16 protein-coding genes are annotated in these 16,929 nt (G+C 45.5%); 9 read left to right on the plus strand and 7 right to left on the minus strand.

Going from position 1 to position 16,929, the window contains the following annotated elements:
- Window positions 1-36 precede the first annotated feature (36 nt).
- On the minus strand, window positions 37-2,130 hold the full coding sequence (gene pta / locus ACES2C_RS04960; protein ID WP_374165893.1) for a phosphate acetyltransferase: 2,094 nt from the start codon (window positions 2,128-2,130) through the stop codon (window positions 37-39).
- 369 nt (window positions 2,131-2,499) lie between these two features.
- Here pta and ACES2C_RS04965 point away from each other — a divergent pair, with 369 nt between their 5' ends.
- From ACES2C_RS04965 to ACES2C_RS04975, 3 genes are all read left to right on the plus strand, one after another.
- Window positions 2,500-3,090 carry a YceI family protein gene (locus tag ACES2C_RS04965; protein WP_374165894.1) on the plus strand — a complete coding sequence of 197 codons (591 nt, stop codon included), beginning with the start codon at window positions 2,500-2,502 and terminating at the stop codon, window positions 3,088-3,090.
- A gap of 35 nt (window positions 3,091-3,125) precedes the next feature.
- Window positions 3,126-4,529, plus strand: coding sequence for a hypothetical protein (locus ACES2C_RS04970; protein ID WP_374165895.1), 1,404 nt, complete (start codon window positions 3,126-3,128; stop codon window positions 4,527-4,529).
- 338 nt (window positions 4,530-4,867) lie between these two features.
- On the plus strand, window positions 4,868-5,494 hold the full coding sequence (locus ACES2C_RS04975) for a YceI family protein (RefSeq protein WP_374165896.1): 627 nt from the start codon (window positions 4,868-4,870) through the stop codon (window positions 5,492-5,494).
- Here ACES2C_RS04975 and ACES2C_RS04980 read toward each other — a convergent pair whose 3' ends face one another.
- Window positions 5,495-5,902, minus strand: a complete 408-nt coding sequence (locus tag ACES2C_RS04980; RefSeq protein WP_374165897.1) for a hypothetical protein — start codon at window positions 5,900-5,902, stop codon at window positions 5,495-5,497.
- 468 nt (window positions 5,903-6,370) lie between these two features.
- On the opposite strand from ACES2C_RS04980, the gene ACES2C_RS04985 reads away from it, so the two are divergent.
- Both ACES2C_RS04985 and ACES2C_RS04990 read left to right on the plus strand, forming a co-directional pair.
- A complete protein-coding gene (locus ACES2C_RS04985) occupies window positions 6,371-6,799 on the plus strand; it encodes a hypothetical protein (protein ID WP_374165898.1) in 429 nt (142 codons plus the stop codon).
- 235 nt (window positions 6,800-7,034) lie between these two features.
- Window positions 7,035-8,252: a TCR/Tet family MFS transporter gene (locus ACES2C_RS04990; protein WP_374165899.1), complete on the plus strand. Its 1,218-nt coding sequence runs from the start codon at window positions 7,035-7,037 to the stop codon at window positions 8,250-8,252.
- A gap of 47 nt (window positions 8,253-8,299) precedes the next feature.
- Here the strand turns inward: ACES2C_RS04990 and ACES2C_RS04995 are convergent, their stop codons facing one another.
- Window positions 8,300-8,887 carry a hypothetical protein gene (locus ACES2C_RS04995; protein ID WP_374165900.1) on the minus strand — a complete coding sequence of 196 codons (588 nt, stop codon included), beginning with the start codon at window positions 8,885-8,887 and terminating at the stop codon, window positions 8,300-8,302.
- Window positions 8,888-9,169: 282 nt separating this feature from the next.
- Here ACES2C_RS04995 and ACES2C_RS05000 point away from each other — a divergent pair, with 282 nt between their 5' ends.
- From ACES2C_RS05000 to ACES2C_RS05015, 4 genes are all read left to right on the plus strand, one after another.
- Complete coding sequence (locus ACES2C_RS05000) at window positions 9,170-10,426, plus strand: DEAD/DEAH box helicase (protein ID WP_374165901.1); 1,257 nt, start codon at window positions 9,170-9,172, stop codon at window positions 10,424-10,426.
- A gap of 47 nt (window positions 10,427-10,473) precedes the next feature.
- On the plus strand, window positions 10,474-11,274 hold the full coding sequence (locus ACES2C_RS05005; protein WP_374165902.1) for an SDR family NAD(P)-dependent oxidoreductase: 801 nt from the start codon (window positions 10,474-10,476) through the stop codon (window positions 11,272-11,274).
- Window positions 11,275-11,459: 185 nt separating this feature from the next.
- Window positions 11,460-11,987, plus strand: a complete 528-nt coding sequence (locus ACES2C_RS05010; protein WP_374165903.1) for a hypothetical protein — start codon at window positions 11,460-11,462, stop codon at window positions 11,985-11,987.
- 4 nt (window positions 11,988-11,991) lie between these two features.
- The gene (locus ACES2C_RS05015) at window positions 11,992-12,495 is read left to right on the plus strand and encodes a YdeI/OmpD-associated family protein (protein WP_374165904.1); all 504 of its coding nucleotides are present in this window, start codon (window positions 11,992-11,994) and stop codon (window positions 12,493-12,495) included.
- Window positions 12,496-12,588: 93 nt separating this feature from the next.
- Here the strand turns inward: ACES2C_RS05015 and ACES2C_RS05020 are convergent, their stop codons facing one another.
- The 4 genes from ACES2C_RS05020 to ACES2C_RS05035 form a co-directional block, all read right to left on the minus strand.
- Window positions 12,589-14,814 carry a family 78 glycoside hydrolase catalytic domain gene (locus ACES2C_RS05020; RefSeq protein ID WP_374165905.1) on the minus strand — a complete coding sequence of 742 codons (2,226 nt, stop codon included), beginning with the start codon at window positions 14,812-14,814 and terminating at the stop codon, window positions 12,589-12,591.
- Between the two features lie 468 nt (window positions 14,815-15,282).
- Entirely contained in the window at window positions 15,283-15,669 is a 387-nt protein-coding gene (locus tag ACES2C_RS05025) for a DUF2750 domain-containing protein (protein ID WP_374165906.1), read from the minus strand.
- A 1-nt stretch (window position 15,670) separates the two neighbouring features.
- Window positions 15,671-16,102, minus strand: coding sequence for a polymorphic toxin type 8 domain-containing protein (locus ACES2C_RS05030; RefSeq protein ID WP_374165907.1), 432 nt, complete (start codon window positions 16,100-16,102; stop codon window positions 15,671-15,673).
- A 181-nt stretch (window positions 16,103-16,283) separates the two neighbouring features.
- Window positions 16,284-16,811, minus strand: a complete 528-nt coding sequence (locus ACES2C_RS05035; protein ID WP_374165908.1) for an RHS repeat domain-containing protein — start codon at window positions 16,809-16,811, stop codon at window positions 16,284-16,286.
- Between the last annotated feature and the right edge of the window lie 118 nt (window positions 16,812-16,929).

Below are 16,929 nucleotides of genomic sequence, written 5' to 3' on the forward strand. Positions count from 1 at the left end.
GGATGGCCCTGTCAGGCGGTTTTCGAAAAAACACTGTTAATTATTCTGACTCTGAATAGCTGTAATGATTACAGTATTAAAGATATCGTCTACAGTACAACCGCGACTTAAATCGTTGACCGGTTTATTCAGGCCCTGCAGCATCGGACCGATCGCCAGCGCGCCGGTTTCACGTTGTACAGCCTTATAGGTATTATTACCTGTGTTCAGGTCAGGGAAGATCAGGACGCTCGCCTGACCAGCGACTTCAGAATTAGGCATCTTCTGCTTTCCTACTACCGGATCTACGGCAGCGTCGTACTGGATCGGACCTTCAACCTTCAGATCAGGACGCTTTGTCTTCACAATCTCCGTAGCCTTACGTACCTTATCTACATCTGCTCCCTCACCTGAAGTTCCTGATGAGTAAGATAACATCGCAATGCGAGGTTCTATACCAAAACGGATACTGCTTTCAGCTGACGAGATCGCGATCTCAGCAAGCTGCTCAGCTGTCGGATTTGGATTTACCGCACAATCGCCAAACACAGATACACGATCAGGCAGGCACATAAAGAACACAGACGAAACCACTGAAATGCCAGGCTTTGTCTTCACAAACTGAAGTGCGGGACGAATGGTATGCTGAGTAGTATGAACAGCTCCTGAAACCATGCCATCTGCATGTCCCTTATAAACCATCATCGTACCAAAGTAAGACACGTCGGTCATCAGGTCGCGAGCCATTTCAAGTGTCACGTTCTTTGTTTTTCTCAGCTCGTAAAGCGTCTCTACATAATCCTCGTAGTATTCAGATTCAGCAGGATTGATGATGGTAACCTTACTCAAGTCAAGATCGAGACCTAAACGCTTTACAGAAGCAGCAATAGCGGCTGGCTCACCCAGGATGGTCAACTTCACTATTTCCTGGCTGATCAGACGAGCCGCAGCTTTTAACACACGGTCATCGTCGCCTTCAGGCAACACGATATTCTTGATCTCACGCTTAGCCCACTTACCAAGCTGGTACTGGAACATATGAGGAGTGATCCCTTCTGACTCAAAACTTGCGATCTTCTGATCAAGCGCCGGAACATCAATGAACTTGTCAAAGGTGTCGATAGCAAGCTGGATCTTCTTTACATTATCAGTTGTGATCCTTGATTTAATAGAAGCAATCTGCGTGATGGTCTGGAACGTACCTGTTTCTACAGAAATGATCGGAACTACGGTCTGCGATCCTTCAATCAGGCGGTTGATCGGTTCTTCCGGAACAGAGCCAGCAGAGAGAACGATACCTGCTACCTTAGGATAGCTTGTAGAAATATTAGCCTGCAGTGATCCGATAATAATGTCGCCGCGGTCGCCGGGAGTTACAATCAAAACGTTCTCCTTAATATGGTTAAGGAAGTTAGGAAGGTTCATTGCACCGGTGACAAAATTGTCGACCTGGTTAGACAGGAATTCCTCTCCGAACAAAAGCTTTCCGCCCAGATTTTCGTGAATCTCTTTCATCGTCGGGTTCAGAAGACCCTTATCTTCCGGAATAACAGCCAGAATCATGTCTTTCTGAAGCTGGGCGCTCAAAAGTTCCGTTACATCACCTGTTTGCTCCTGCTTCACTTTATTCACAACAATAGCAAGCACCTGAACTTCCCGTGCTTCGAAGTTTCTCAGCATAGCCATCACCGAGTTCACTACCTGTGCAGTAGTTTTCTCCTCGGCCGACACAACTATAATTGCAGGGGCACCTAAGTTCTTAGCAATTGATACGTTAGCATCGAATTCAAAGGCAGCACCCTCACCCAAAAAGTCACTTCCTTCCACAATGGTGAAGTCGTAATTTTCTTCAAGCCTTTTAAATTTAGTGATGATTGCTTCCATCATCTGCCCCTCGCTCTCGCTTTCGATCTGGCGCATTGCTTCCTGACGCGTCAGAGCGAATGTGTCTTCATAGTTAACCTGCAGACCAAAGTGCTCAATTATCGTTTGGATATGAACATCTTTCTTCTCTTTGGGATCATAATTCACTATAGGCTTAAAATAACCCACTTTCCGGGTTTTGCCCAAAAGCATATTTACAAGGCCCAGCGCTACAATAGACTTCCCACTGTACGGCTCTGCTGTTGCAATAAAAATATTTTTGGTCATACTTTCTTGTATTGAAATTCTGCACGAAGGTAGGGCTTACCCAAAAAAATATTATGATTCACATCATATTATGACGAATAAAAGTAAATTTTACCCTTATTCTACTTAAAAACTGATAAAAGCTCAACGATCGCCCCGTTTTACTATTAAACATTCGTTTATTGGATTGTTTTGCTATTCGCGCCTTCCCTGCCACATTTCCGTTACCTGATTTACATGTTTGTCATTTTGACGTCACAACATTTATTGTTTACATCAATTAAATGCTCAACATCATTATTAGACATAAGGCTGATCATTCCCTGAGGATTTTGACTGAGCTACTTTTGTAGCAGTAAAAACACATTATCCACATTTAAAACAGGAAAAATGAAAACAGTAAAGCAACTCTTCAATTTAAACAAACACTTGCGTGTGTTAACTACCGTTCTGTTTGTAGCCAGCCTGCTCACCTCAAGCGCTTTTGCTCAAACATATAAGACAGTTGGAGGCTCGTTAAAAGTTCTTGGCACCTCCAACCTCCACGATTGGGAAATGGTCGCACAGAATGTACCTGCGGAAGCTCAATTCACTTTAAAAGGCACAGACGTTCAGGATGTATCGGCTTTCAGCATCACCCTGCCCGTTAAGAATCTAAAGGCGAAAGAAGACCTGATGAACAGCCGTGCCTACAAAGCCATGAAAGCCGACAAGTTCCCTACCATCAGCTTCAAGCTTACTACTGCTGAAGTAAGTCAATCTGTAGCCAAGGCAAATGGAGCCCTTACCATCGCCGGTGTTACCAAACCTGTAGCCCTTCAAGGCAAGATTACCGAGAACGGAGATGGCTCAGTAACAGTAGCAGGTTCCAGAAAGATCAAAATGAGCGAGTTTGGTATTACTCCTCCAACTTTTATGCTCGGCGCTCTTAAAGTAGGCGATGAGGTGACCATAGAATATGCTCTCAAACTAAAAAAATAAACACATAAGGTTAAACGATTACTAAAAACTCTGAAATGAAAACAACTCTAAAAACTAACCTGACAAAAGCAGCCGTCGCATTATTAATTGCCGGCACTCCTGCCCTGGTTAAAGCACAGCAGGTAACTGTGGGAGAAAGACTCCAGAACATGCGTGCATATGATAAAGGCGGACTTAACGTGTTCGAAGCTCCAAAAGAAGAGACTTCATTTGACGGCATGAAATTCAATATCGGTGCCGGCTTTACTCAGGGTTATCAGTCGCTGAAGCACGAAACCGACAGAACTGGCACATACACTTATACTCCCGCCGGCGGAGTAGCAAGGCAGGAGCCTTACGCTCCTCTGTACCACATGAGCCCCGGATTCAATAACGCCAGCGCTAACCTGATGTTCGATGCACTGTTAGCAGACGGTATCCGCTTGAATCTGACTACATACCTCTCCTCCCGCCACCACAACGAAACCTGGGTAAAAGCAGGGTACATTCAGTTTGACAAGCTTCCATTCAAAGGCCAGCTGTGGGATGACCTGATGAAGTTCACAACGATCAAAGTAGGTCACATGGAGATCAACTATGGCGATGCACACTTCCGCAGAAGCGATGGCGGTCATACCAACTACAACCCGTTCGCAGAAAACTACATTATGGATGCGTTCACCACTGAGATCGGTGCTGAGATCTACCTCCATGGCAAGAATGGCCTGTTCGGTATGGTGGGAGCAACAGGGGGTACCATCAGAGGTACTGTTGATAGCACAAACGCTCAAACATCACTTGCGCCGGCTGGAATCAGCAAGATGCCTTCACTCCTTGGAAAAGTCGGCATCGACAAACAGATCGATCAGGATCTCCGCCTGAGATTCGCTGCTTCAGTGTACCATAACAACGCAGTAGCAGCAGCGGGCAATACCTTGTATGGTGGCGACCGTACTGGCTCTAACTACTTTATGGTCATGGAAGCTGCATACACAGGTGTACAGCCTGCTCCAACTGCATCCACCTATGCAAACAATGCCTTCTCTGGCCGCTTTAACCCTGGGTTCAGCAGAAAAATCACTGCAGCTCAGTTCAACGCCTTTATTAAGTACACAGGCCTGGAAGTATTCGGAACATACGAAGTTGCAAAAGGCCGCTCACTCACAGAAACGAGCAAAAGAGATGCAAGCCAGTACGCAATTGATGCTGTCTACCGCTTCGGTAAAGACGAGAACCTTTTTGTTGGTGCACGATACAATGCTGTGAAATCAGAACTTGCAACTCAGACACCTGAAGTGAAGATCGACCGTACTGCATTCGCAGCAGGCTGGTTCATCACTAAGAACATTCTATTAAAAGGTGAATACGTAACTCAGAAATACAAAGACTTTGCTCCAAACGACATTCGCTACGGTGGCAAATTCGACGGCTTTGTCATCCAGGCAGCCGTAGGATTCTAACATACTGTTTTCATTAAAAAAGTCAGGATGGAATTAAATCCGCCTGGCTTTTTTTAATAAACACTATTTAGGAAAACATTTACGAGCTGCGCACTCAAGCGGCGATGAATGCTCTTTGCGCCCGCTTAAACGTAGCGAAGCAGTCTCATTGGGGCCTTCAAAAAGCAATTAATCATCTCAATAAAATAAATACACTCCCACAAAAAAGACATCCACGAACAGACCTAAGAAATGGAAAGAATGTTGCTTGAACGTTCTCTTTGAACGTTTAAACTTAGGGAAGTGCCATCATAGAGATTTTAAGAAAAATTAACGATCTCAGTTCCACGAATAGACTAATGAAAATGACAAGCGCTCAAAAGTCTCTCTGTTGCTTTTTCTTGCTGGCGATACTCCATTCGCTGCAGGCATTTCGTGATGCAGAAACAGGGCTGTATACTACCAGATGGGTACTTGTCAAAGGTGGATCGCTGGAAGTAAAAGGCAGCACCAATATTAACAACTTTACCTGTGGAATTACAGGATACAGCAATCCCGACACGATCGTGGTATTCCGGGCACCAGGCGACCGCGATGCGGTATCTCTCCGAGGAAGCCTCAGCCTCGACGTAAAGCTATTCGATTGCCGAAATCCGGTGATGACCGGAGACCTCCGAAAAACCCTTAAATCGAAGGATCATCCTAAATTGAAAATCCGGTTCCTGTCGTTAAGCAAATTTCCCGACCTCTCTTCCCAGCCCGACAATATCCGGGGACTGGTTGACATTGAGCTGGCAGGTGTATCGAAACGGTTTGAAGTGAATTACAGGTTCTACAGAGACCAACAGAAAATTATCCGCCTCATTGGTGAAAGGGACGTCAATTTCACCGACTTTAATCTCAGCCCGCCGAGAAAACTAGGCGGTATGATTCAAACCGACAACAGACTTAGGGTACAGTTTCAGCTCGGCATGAAGGCACTCTGATCAGGGATTGATCTTTGCCAGGACAACTCCCGCTACTACCGCCTGAACAAAGCCATATAAAAACCAGCTCCCGACCATTGAAATAGTGATATCCATCGCGCTGAATGTGATCCACATAACCGGCAGCAACGCTACTACCGCATATACGAAGCCAAATTCAAGCCCCCTTAATACAAATCCACCTTTAAATAAACCCTTAAACCGCTCCCAGAACCAGGCCAGAGCCAGACTAATAATAAACGCGTGCAGATAGAACATCACATCCCTGCTCCCGTCCGAATTAAACAACGGGTTATTGTAGTCCAGGAAGAGCTGCGGAAAAAACCGGATCGCCAGATACAGTCCTCCGTAACTGATCACAAACAAAACCACTCCTGCAATTAACCCCGATCCTACTATCTTCTTCATTTTACCACTTTAGTTTTCATCACGACCAGCCTGATCGCTCTCGTCTAAAAATACAGCAAAAGGTTCAATCTTCCGTTAAAAACCCGAAAAACATTCACCTGCCCTGATCGGCAAACGTCGGGCAGAGTCAGTTCCCTGTGGCGTGTAAAACTTAGCGAAGCGAACTCATTGAGGCCTTTAAAAAGCAATTAATCATCTCAGTAACACAAATACACTTTCTCCCAAAAACCCTTATGAGCTGCACTAAAAACGCGATGAAAGAGAGCTGAACGTTCCTTTTAATGATTGGAGAAAAAAGCAATTTCCCAGCAAAACGCAAGTTCCAACAACAATCCTGACTGATAAACAGAGACTTACAATTCACTTTTTATTGCCTGTTTATTCTTAACATCAGTAGTTTACATGATCTTGATCATTCCCGGCGTAAAAAATTAAGCGGAAATTTATAATTATTAAAAAAATGTAGCCATGAAAGCAGCTGTTATATCTTCAACTTACAACAAGGGGGCAAACATCCAGTCCCTGTACCTTTCATCACGGAACTGGCTCTCTTACATCGAGTTCTTTGAAGACGAGATCAAGTTCCTGAAGAAGCTATTGATGAAATATTTCATTTCCGAAATTAACGACGATAATGTAAACGCAATCCATCTCATCAATTCTGAGATCAAGCGGCTGGAAAGACAGAAAAACCAGGTTCTGAACGACATCTTTTGCTATCAGTCTAACTTAAAAGCAACACTGGAAGACATGATGCAGTTAAGCGAGCAGTACCTCACCGTTCAGCACAATAAGATCCAGGAGGAAGTAAAAGACCTTCAGCCAATACTCGACCATATCAAAGTAAGACTTTATAACCTGACCGAGCAGCAAATGAAAGACAGAAGGATGGAGTGATCAAGATCATCCCCCTTCTTTTCCCATTTTAAAATATTAGTCTTTCTTATGCTGTGATTATTCTACCTTTGCAGTATTATGAACACAATATCTGACCTTGTAGCGGACTGCTAACATCCGTCTCCCCTTTGTCCTCTGCGACAAGTACTCTCATTTCATTATTTTATTATTAACAGTTGGCTGTTTTCTGCGTCTATACGCTGCGGGTAAAACGCCTTGACTAATACTGCTCATCATGGGAAAATCAAAACAAGCTGCACTCGGATTCATATTTATTACCCTTCTGATCGATGTGATCGGCATGGGCATCATCATACCGGTATTCCCCAAACTCATCACTGAAATGATCCATGGCGATCTTAGCATCGCCTCTGAATACGGAGGCTGGCTTATGTTTGCCTACTCCTTCATGCAGTTCGTATTCGCTCCCGTTCTCGGCAACCTGAGCGATAAGTACGGACGAAGACCGGTCCTCCTGCTCTCCCTGCTCGGTTTCGGGCTAGACTATCTCTTCCTTGCCTTTGCCCCCTCCATCACCTGGCTCTTTGTCGGGCGGATCATTGCCGGAATTACAGGTGCCAGTTTTACCGCTGCCTCCGCTTATATCGCAGACATCAGCACCCCGGAAAAAAGAGCTCAGAACTTTGGACTAATAGGCGCTGCCTTCGGACTCGGCTTTATTATCGGACCTGTACTCGGCGGCATTCTTGGTCAGTTCGGCTCACGCATCCCATTCCTGGTCGCAGCCGGCTTTAGCCTTCTCAACTTCCTGTACGGATTCTTCATTCTGCCTGAGTCACTCTCAAAAGAGGAGAGAAGACCTTTCGACATCAAGCGTGCAAATCCTCTTGGCTCGCTTAAACAGCTAAAAAGGTTTCCTGCTATCTCCGGGCTTATACTCTCACTGATCCTCGTTTATATTGCTGCTCACGCCGTACAGAGCACCTGGACATACTATGTGATGGAGAAATTTAACTGGAACGAGTCCTGGGTAGGTTACTCCCTTGGCTTCATCGGACTGCTGACCACTATTGTACAGGCGGGCCTGATCCGCCTGATCTTACCACGAATCGGTCAGGAAAAAGGCGTCTCTTTAGGTCTCATCCTTTACAGCGTGGCACTGCTCCTTTTTGGCCTGGCAACAAAAGAATGGATGATGTTTGCGTTTATCATCCCTTACACCCTCGGGGGAATAGCGGGACCTGCCCTGCAAGGAATAATATCAACACAGGTACAGTCAAACGAACAGGGCGAATTACAGGGAGGGCTCACCAGTCTCATGAGCGCCACCTCCATTGTCGGCCCGCCTCTCATGACCACCACGTTTGCATATTTTACCGGACCAGACGCCCCTGTAAAGTTCTCAGGAGCACCTTTCGTACTCGGCTCAATTCTCATGCTTGCGGCAGCCCTGCTTTCAGTCCGGAGCTTCAGCAAAAGTAAGCCCTCATGATCCAGTATCACAAAAAGTGGCAACCGGATCAATATACTAACCTAAGATCAGAGAGCAGGCATCGCCCTGTTCTCCCTGTATTCCTCAAGCGTCCTGAAAACCTGATAAGGGAAATTATAAGGGAAGTTGCAGGCCTCCTTTTTTAAAGGCTTTTTATACGTATCAGTCAAAGTATAGACCGAATCGACCACTTTAAAAGAGGAGTCATAGTATCTGATCGTGTTTTCCATGGCCGCTCCATGGGTACAACCGTTATTGAGAAAGTTATTAAGTCGCTGAAATGCGAACAGATTGCCTGTAGAATCGAAATAACTTTTGTAGGCAATAAACCATTCACTCGTCTTGCTAAAAGGAAGTTCCGCGATATAAACAATACGCCCCTTATGATCCTTCAAAACGTTATAAGTCGTTTCAATGTCCTGCGGGTACCGCTTATTCTCCACCCGCACCAGATCGTGCTGCCCTTTTACCTTCGCCAGGACCAGTAATGATTTGTCGGAGATCAGGCGATCGGTCTCATACTTTTGCTTTTCTAACTGCCTGGAAATATCGTTATTGTCGCCCCCTTGTTTTGAATTGCTGCAGGCAGCGAGCGCCAGCATCCCAACAACACCGGCTAAGTAAAACCCTTTCATATTACATTTCTATAATTTGAGCGGTCAAATTACTCTTTTTTCGCCAAAATGCATTCGTGTTTAGAAGCGTATTCATCGCTTTTCTTTCCCAATATGCACGTCTAAAGAGCATGATTGTGCATTACTATTTACCCTAAGCAAGGCCAGGTACGAAGAAATCTGAAGCATCAGCCAACCTGTATGCCATGAAAGCCAGAGCAATAGCAGAAACCTTATTTGCCGATTGACGTATTATCTTTAACTTGCGTACAAAAAAACATATACAACACATATACATTACGATTGACATTTCACGATTTTAATTTTGAAGAGCCGCTGCTTGAAGGAGTTTTAAGCATGGGCTATAAGGAACCGACTCCTATCCAGCAGGAAGCGATCCCCGTTATACTCAAGGGCCAGGATTTAATAGCCTGCGCACAAACCGGAACCGGAAAAACGGCATCATACCTGTTACCGGTCATTAATCAGATCGTATCGGCAGAGAAAGGGTACACCCATACGCTCATCCTGGCGCCAACACGCGAGCTTGCGCAACAGATCGACCAGCAGGTCGAGGGTCTGGGGTATTTCACTGGTGTAAGCTCCGTTGCAGTGTACGGAGGGGGCGATGGAATTATCTATAGCCAGCAGCAAAGGGCCATGCGCGATGGCGTTGAAATTGTGATCGCCACACCGGGTCGCCTCATCGCACACCTCAATGCCGGAGCTTTTAAACCAGACCAGCTCAAGTGCCTGATCCTGGACGAAGCCGACAGAATGCTTGATATGGGTTTCATTGACGACATTATGCGTATTATCAGCTACCTGCCCAAAAAGCGGCAGACGCTGCTTTTTTCCGCTACAATGCCTCCAAAGATCCGTTCTCTCGCCCGGTCAGTAATGAGTAACCCTTTTCAGATCAATCTGGCCGTTTCTCAGCCCGCTCAGGGCATCGACCAGCAGATCTATAAGGTGTCTGACGATCAGAAGATCCCGCTGATCAGCCTATTGCTCCAGCAGAAGGAATACAAAAGCGTCATCATCTTTGCTTCTACCAAAGAGAAAGTAAAAGCCTTATACAAGGCATTAAAAAGAACGAAAGTACAGGTAGAGGCTTTCCACTCTGACCTCGAACAGGCCGAACGCGAACAGATCATGCTCGCCTTCCGCAACAGGCAGCTTCAGGTACTGATCGGTACAGACGTCATCTCAAGAGGGATCGATATTGAAGGCATTAGCCTTGTCATTAATTTCGATGCACCTGGAGACGCAGAAGATTACATTCACAGGATCGGGAGAACAGCCCGCGCGGAAACTACAGGAACAGCAATCACGCTCGTCAATGAAAGAGACCAAAGGAGGCTGCTGAATATCGAGCAGCTGATCGGCAGAGAGATCACCTTAAAACCCCTTCCGCCCGAAGTAGGTCAGCAGGTAGAATTTAAGCCGCTCAATAGTTCGGGCAAAAAGCGCAAAAAACCAGGCTTCCAGAAATCTAAAAATAACAAAAAGAATCAAGGCGCTCGCAAACCCCGGCCACAGGGAGAAACGAAACAGTAGCCTTATGGCATCATTTTGGCAGAGTTGTTAGTAAACACTCTATCAAAATGGAAAATATCACAAACAAGCATGCGCTTATAACCGGTGCAACCAGTGGCATCGGTTATGAGCTTGCGAAGCTTTTCGCCCAAAACAACTACAATCTCATTATTGTCGCCCGCAACGAGGCCGACCTGACCCAGATTGCTTCCGAGCTTACCATGCAGTATCGGATATCTGTAGTTCCTATCGCCAAAGATCTTTTCGGTAAAGAAGCAGCCTTCGAACTGTACAATCAGGTAAAAGAGACAGGACTGCAGGTTGATGTCCTTGTAAACGATGCAGGACAGGGACAATTTGGACTGTTCGTTGAAACAGACATCGCACGGGATCTGGAGATCATCCAGCTTAACATCTCGTCACTAACCGTTCTTACGAAACTCTTCCTTAAGGACATGGTATCAAGAAACAGCGGTAAAATTCTGCAGCTCGCCTCCATTGCAGGAAAAGTACCCGGTCCCTATCAGGCCGTTTACCATGCTACCAAGGCCTATGTTCTCTCTCTGTCAGAGGCGCTTCACAACGAGCTTAAAGATACTAATATTACGGTTACGGCCTTACTTCCCGGAGCAACCGACACCGATTTCTTTGCCAAGGCAGATGGAGAGGACGCTACCATCGTGCAGGAAGGCTCCTTGTCTGACCCCGCCAAAGTAGCAGAAGATGGCTACCAGGCGTTGATGAACGGAGAGACGAAGGTGATCTCAGGGCTTAAAAACAAGGCACAGATGGCCATGTCAGCCGTCATGCCCGACAGCATGGTCGCTGAAAACATGCGGAAGCAAAATGAGCCGAGCAAAAAGTCTTAAAGCAGAAATAGCCAGAAGAAGCAGGTGACTTATAAAAGACATTATCATTCATCATCTTATCAAAGCAGGTATTAAACAATAAGAGACATGAGTTCTGATAATGTCTTTTTTTAGGTCGCTTTGGAACCGCCATTCCGAATGTCCACATCGTTTTTTATATATTAGTCCCTTCAAGCACTTAATTTATGAAAGATAATTTAGGAATCGGATCGAGAGTACAGCACGAGAAATACGGCAAGGGCGTGGTCATCAATGTTCGCTCTGACGCCTTCCTCATCACTTTTATTGACGGCGGTTATAAAGAATTACCAGTAGATGAGCCGCTTGAAGTACTCGATGAGATGGTTCCCGATACCGACATGGTAAGTGCCTACGAAGTAGAGCAAACATTAAAGAAGCTTCTCCGTCGCTGGTCTGACGTCACAGAAACAGTACCGCTCGGCGACAAATGGAAAAACGGCAAAATGATCCTGTACCCGGGGAACACCGGGCTGGCGCCAAAGGAAGTGCCCATCGACCAGTTCTTCAACAAGATCGTGATGGTCAGAGACCGTCTAAGAGTGATGGAACAACGCATTAACAGCAGTAATCTCGACAACGAAGAAAAGGTGAACCTGCAACAGTACATCACACGCATCTACGGAAGTCTCACCACGTTCAATGTGTTGTTTAAATACAAAGAAGACCAGTTTATAGGAGAAAAAGGAGCATAGATGCATGTCGCAGCCCCAAACGCTTTTATTAAAAGCAAAGATCCAGCTTGAGAAGTTCCCAGGAAAGGGAGGGTGGACCTTTATCCGGATTCCCGAGTTAAACAAGCAAGGCCGTAGACGGCTCGGAATGCTGAAAGCCAGCGGGCAGATAGACACCTTTGACCTCGGTGAGGTGAACCTGATGCCAATGGGAACAGGCCGCTTATTTCTGCCGGTAAATGCAAAGATGAGAAAAGCAATCGGCAAACAGGAAGGCGACTGGGTAGATGTAACACTGTACGTGGCCGGCGAGCCGGATCCCTCCCCCATCACAGAAGAAGAATTCCTCCTTTGCCTTCAGGACGCCCCCGAAGCCTACGAAAAATACCGTCAGCAAAGCCCGGAACAACGCAGCACATGCTTCCAATGGGTCCTCGAATCAAAAGACCCAAACCAGCAGGCCGAGCGAGTTGCTGAACTGATTAACCGGTTACTCCAGAATAGCGGCTTGCCTAAGAGCCTTAAGTAACACAATAGCCGGTTATCCAATGCTTCAGGAGCCAATGGCTAAACCAATTCACGGTCGTATTTTATAAAAAACCATCCTGCATTTTAAATTCTTCTATCGCTCGAAGTTGTACTCTCCACTGTTTACTGAAAACTGCCGGTATGATTGTCCCTTTGAATCGGGTACATAGACCTCAGCTGTAGTGTTGGGGGGAATGGTAACAGCTAGTCTAAACTTGTTCCCCTCTATACTCCACTTACTACGTACGATACCATATTCACTATCATAAGATCCTTCCGCCGAGCTAAGGCCACCGCCTATAGTTGGTTTAATCACGATCTTCTTATACCCGGGCGCTCCAGCTTGAATTCCGCATATATTTTTATACATCCAATCACCTATTGCACCGTAGGCATAGTGATTATATGAGTTCATCGCAGGAGTTTGAAAAGATCCGTCAGGCTTTATCCCATCCCATCGCTCCCATATAGTAGTAGCACCCATTTTCACCGGATAGAGCCATGAGGGATATGTCTCCTGCATCAACAGATCGTAGGCCACATTATTATATCCGAAGCGAGTCAACACATGACAGAGGTAAGGCGTACCTAAAAAACCCGTTGTAAGATGGTTTCCATAATCCCGGATATTTTGAACCAGCCTTTTAGCGGCTTGCTCTCTTAAGCTCTCAGGCAACATATCAAATTGCAATGCCAGCACATAGGCTGTCTGAGTGGAGGATACCAATCTTCCGTTAGGTGTAAGATATTCTTTCAAATACGCATTTTTGATCTGCCCGAGTAATGCATTATACTTTTCATACTCCTCTTTTTTGCCGAGGACCTCGGCCACGTTAACAAGCAATTGAGTAGAATGAGCATAAAAACATTGTGCTATCATGTACTTATCTGTTACTGCAGCCCGCCCGTCATTATCATCGTCCGGACGGTAAAATAGCCAGTCACCGAAATGGAAGCCGCTATTCCAGAGGTTCTGACTGGAGCGGGAGCCTATGAAATCCACCCAGGCCTTCATACTGCTGAACTGAGTTTCCAGTATTCGCTTATCCCCATAGGTTGAATACATACCCCAGGGAATAATAGTACCTGCATCACCCCAGCCACAAGCTCCTGCGTCGCTCTGATTGAGGACATCCGGAATCACAAATGGTATGCTTCCGTCTTTATGCTGATCAGCCTTCACATCCTTCAACCACTTGGTAAAAAAGCCGCTTACATCCATATTGTAGGCAGCAGTATAATAGAACGCCTGAGCATCTCCTGTCCAGCCCAGTCGTTCATCCCGCTGAGGGCAATCAGTAGGTACATCCACGAAGTTCCCTTTTTGCCCCCAGACGATATTGTGATGTAACTGATTAAGCAATGCGTTCGAGGTTTTAAATGTGCTTGTAGGCTTCATGTCGGAGTGTATCACCACCGCAGTCAGATCCTCCGGCTTTAAATCCTGCGGATATCCATCTACTTTCACATACCTGAAACCCTGAAAACTGAAATGCGGTGAGAATGTCTGCTCCTCATTCCCTTTAAGATAATAGGTATTTTGCTGTTTTGCAGAGCGAAGATTTTCAGTGTAGAAATTCCCGGCTTTATCAAGTACCTCGGCATGGCTTAACGTGATCTTTGTGTTAGCCGGCCCCCTTGTTTTAATCTCTACCCAGCCGACCAGGTTTTGGCCAAAATCTGCAACCACATCACCCTGCGGCGTTTTCAGAATCTTCATTGCCTTAATCCTCTCGTGCTTTCGCACCATAGGTCCGCTCATTCCGATCAAATTATCATAGCCATAATTCTGTATCCCCACCGGTTGCCAGGAATTGTCTTCTGTATAATGTGTGTTGTTCCAACCATCTTTCTCCTTTCGTGAATCGTAAACTTCACCATCATAGTGGCTCGATTCTAATAATGGCCCATAAGAACTCTTCCAGGTGCCGTCACTTATCAGCGTTTCCTTAGTTCCGTCTGCGTATTCGATGTTAACCTTCATTAGTAAGGCGCGCGTATCTCCATAAAAAGCCTTTCTATCTGTAAAAGCTACTCTTCCCTTATACCATCCATCAGCAAGGATTGCAGCCAAAGAGTTAGTCCCCTTTTTCATTAATGCTGTTACATCGTATGCCTGGTACTGTAAATGATCTTTATAACTAGTCCAGCCCGGCGTGAAATAAGCGTCGCCTACCCTATTCCCATTTATATAGGTTCCGCTCAGCTCCTCCCTAAGTACTTTCGGATTCCGTCCTATCCTCCTATGGGTAGTTCTCTTAAGTGTTTCCGCTGTTATCGCTTTGCCATAAACGTCCTGTTTCCTTTGCCATTCTAACATTCAGTCCTTCCTGTCCCCGAAAGAAAACAGTACTACGACCTCTGCTGACTTCTGCCTGTACCAGATGGTCATTATTATTCTGACCATTGTTCCTTCTCCGGCATTCGCGCATACCCTTGACAGGTTACAGGCAGATCTCCCGGGGTAAGACGATCTACTTTCTATGGATCTGGCCTCTGTATCTACGGTTCGGTTGCCGTGCAGTATGGGGCTTCTGTTTGTGTTGCAACATCACCCAAACCTTGTTCCGCCTTATATACAGTTTCTGTCCGTAGGCCCCCATATTTGCCGCTGGCTTCCTTCAGATCCGCAGTCACCCGCGACACCCTTGCCTTGAGCTAACACTTCCTACTGCAAAGCGTGTTCGGGACTTGCACCCTATAGTCGATCGCCATGCCCGGCACACAACACAAAAAGCCTGGCTCGTCTGAACCAGGCTTTGTTTATTTTTATAATATATTCTATCATTTAATAGTTCTTCATTTCATCACTAAGGTCTCTAGCAAACTCATTTATATCTACAACAAAGCCGGATTTGCCATTAACAGAGAAGATATTTAATAAGTAATTTTTCGTTTCTATCTCGTCAATAACCTCATCTTCAAAGTATTCTAGTGAAATTTCTTGAACAGAACAATCTCTCCACTCACCAAAAATACATTGTCCGGCAAACTCTGGCGCTGACCAGAGAGAAAATACCGCGCTCCCTTCTACTTCCGATATTACCCAATCATCTTCTTCATCTACAAGAGTGTACATTTTTTCCGTATCAGCTACTCTTTTAATAAAGTATTGATAACGTTTCATCGGCTCTAACTTTGATACACTTTCGATTTCCTTCTCTGTAATCTTCATGCTAATTAGGGTTTTCTTTATTCTTTCTTCCGTTATTATCGTATTTATGCTGTCTTCTATGCAAGTCTTTATCTTGTAAATGAGAATGTTTATATGAGTACCCTTTAGCAGCTTCTTTTCCTCTTTTATGAGCAAGATCTTTGCCGGGTGGATTCCGCATATTGGTACGCTTACCTGCATCAACTGCATTTTTCTCTGGCTTTAACCATCCACGATCAGCTTTGCCTAATTTAGGGTCATTTGACAATTCAAGTAATTTTTCTTGTTTCCCTGCACGACCCTCTTTTAGTAGTTGCTTCGCCGATTTTGCAGCATCAATACCATCACTAATTTTATCTACTGCTTTACCAAGCCTTCCTGCTTTAGCTATATCTCCCGCAAACGGGATCACCCCTAACCCACTTATGAAAGCATCGCCATTATTGCCCTCCATTGCATATAGAGTAGCATTAGTAGCATCAGCTATTCCAGATGGGTCAACGATGCCAGCTAAGTCTAAGCTGGCGTGTAGAATATCATTACCTTCTAAAGTATAATTACCACCAAAATCAATTCCTAGGGAGCTAGCATTTACTTCTATATCAACTAACTCTGTTTTAACAGTTATGCTAGAGCTATTTTTCCCCCTTAAGATTGGGATCTGTAAAGCGAAGTGGATTATTTAGGCCATAGTTATAAGGAGAATGGCTACGAATCTCTTCCGCAAGGTTGTCTACGGTAGTAAACCGCCCAATCACCGGATCATAAAACCTTGCTCCGTAATCATATTGGTTCAGCCCCAGATCTTCCTGCAACTCCTTCCCGTTATACTTGTAGCGGTTGTCCGGACTCGGCGTCATCTTGTTCTTTGGCATCTCCATGCCAAAAGCATAGTAGTCACTCAATTGCAGGATGTCCCCATTTTCCTTCAGCACTGCCCGCGTGTTACCCAGGTGATCTTTCAGCATATATTCGTAGCTGAAACTCTCACCCGCCTTGATCGCCCTGCCTTCCTCCGTCTGAACAAAATCCAGCTGTCCTCCGTTCCCGTATTCGATCCCTCCTATGTAATCCCGATTGTTCCCCGCAAGCTCCTTCCTTAACTTCCGCCCCCCAGCGTCGTAAATATAACGAATTGTTCCGCTTCCCTTCGTAATCGTCATCGGTAAATTCAGCTGGTTATAACTCACCGTGATTCCCTTTTTGCTATCCGTTATCAGATTCCCATTATCGTCGTACTCATACGATGCCGCCCCGTTAGCCTGTCCGGCATCATTGCCG

Origin of the sequence: Arcticibacter sp. MXS-1 (genome assembly GCF_041902385.1) — a bacterium.
GTDB lineage: Bacteria > Bacteroidota > Bacteroidia > Sphingobacteriales > Sphingobacteriaceae > Arcticibacter.

Coding starts and splice junctions, on each gene's coding strand:
- ACES2C_RS04980 (WP_374165897.1), bottom strand. CDS start 5,902: ATGAAGAAGATAGTAGGATCGGGGTTAATTGCAGGAGTGGTTTTGTTT.
- ACES2C_RS05030 (WP_374165907.1), bottom strand. CDS start 16,102: ATGGAGGGCAATAATGGCGATGCTTTCATAAGTGGGTTAGGGGTGATC.
- ACES2C_RS04970 (WP_374165895.1), top strand. CDS start 3,126: ATGAAAACAACTCTAAAAACTAACCTGACAAAAGCAGCCGTCGCATTA.
- ACES2C_RS04985 (WP_374165898.1), top strand. CDS start 6,371: ATGAAAGCAGCTGTTATATCTTCAACTTACAACAAGGGGGCAAACATC.
- ACES2C_RS05015 (WP_374165904.1), top strand. CDS start 11,992: ATGTCGCAGCCCCAAACGCTTTTATTAAAAGCAAAGATCCAGCTTGAG.
- ACES2C_RS04995 (WP_374165900.1), bottom strand. CDS start 8,887: ATGAAAGGGTTTTACTTAGCCGGTGTTGTTGGGATGCTGGCGCTCGCT.
- ACES2C_RS04990 (WP_374165899.1), top strand. CDS start 7,035: ATGGGAAAATCAAAACAAGCTGCACTCGGATTCATATTTATTACCCTT.
- ACES2C_RS05035 (WP_374165908.1), bottom strand. CDS start 16,811: ATGACGATTACGAAGGGAAGCGGAACAATTCGTTATATTTACGACGCT.
- ACES2C_RS05005 (WP_374165902.1), top strand. CDS start 10,474: ATGGAAAATATCACAAACAAGCATGCGCTTATAACCGGTGCAACCAGT.
- ACES2C_RS04975 (WP_374165896.1), top strand. CDS start 4,868: ATGAAAATGACAAGCGCTCAAAAGTCTCTCTGTTGCTTTTTCTTGCTG.
- ACES2C_RS05025 (WP_374165906.1), bottom strand. CDS start 15,669: ATGAAGATTACAGAGAAGGAAATCGAAAGTGTATCAAAGTTAGAGCCG.
- ACES2C_RS04965 (WP_374165894.1), top strand. CDS start 2,500: ATGAAAACAGTAAAGCAACTCTTCAATTTAAACAAACACTTGCGTGTG.
- ACES2C_RS05020 (WP_374165905.1), bottom strand. CDS start 14,814: ATGTTAGAATGGCAAAGGAAACAGGACGTTTATGGCAAAGCGATAACA.
- pta (WP_374165893.1), bottom strand. CDS start 2,130: ATGACCAAAAATATTTTTATTGCAACAGCAGAGCCGTACAGTGGGAAG.
- ACES2C_RS05010 (WP_374165903.1), top strand. CDS start 11,460: ATGAAAGATAATTTAGGAATCGGATCGAGAGTACAGCACGAGAAATAC.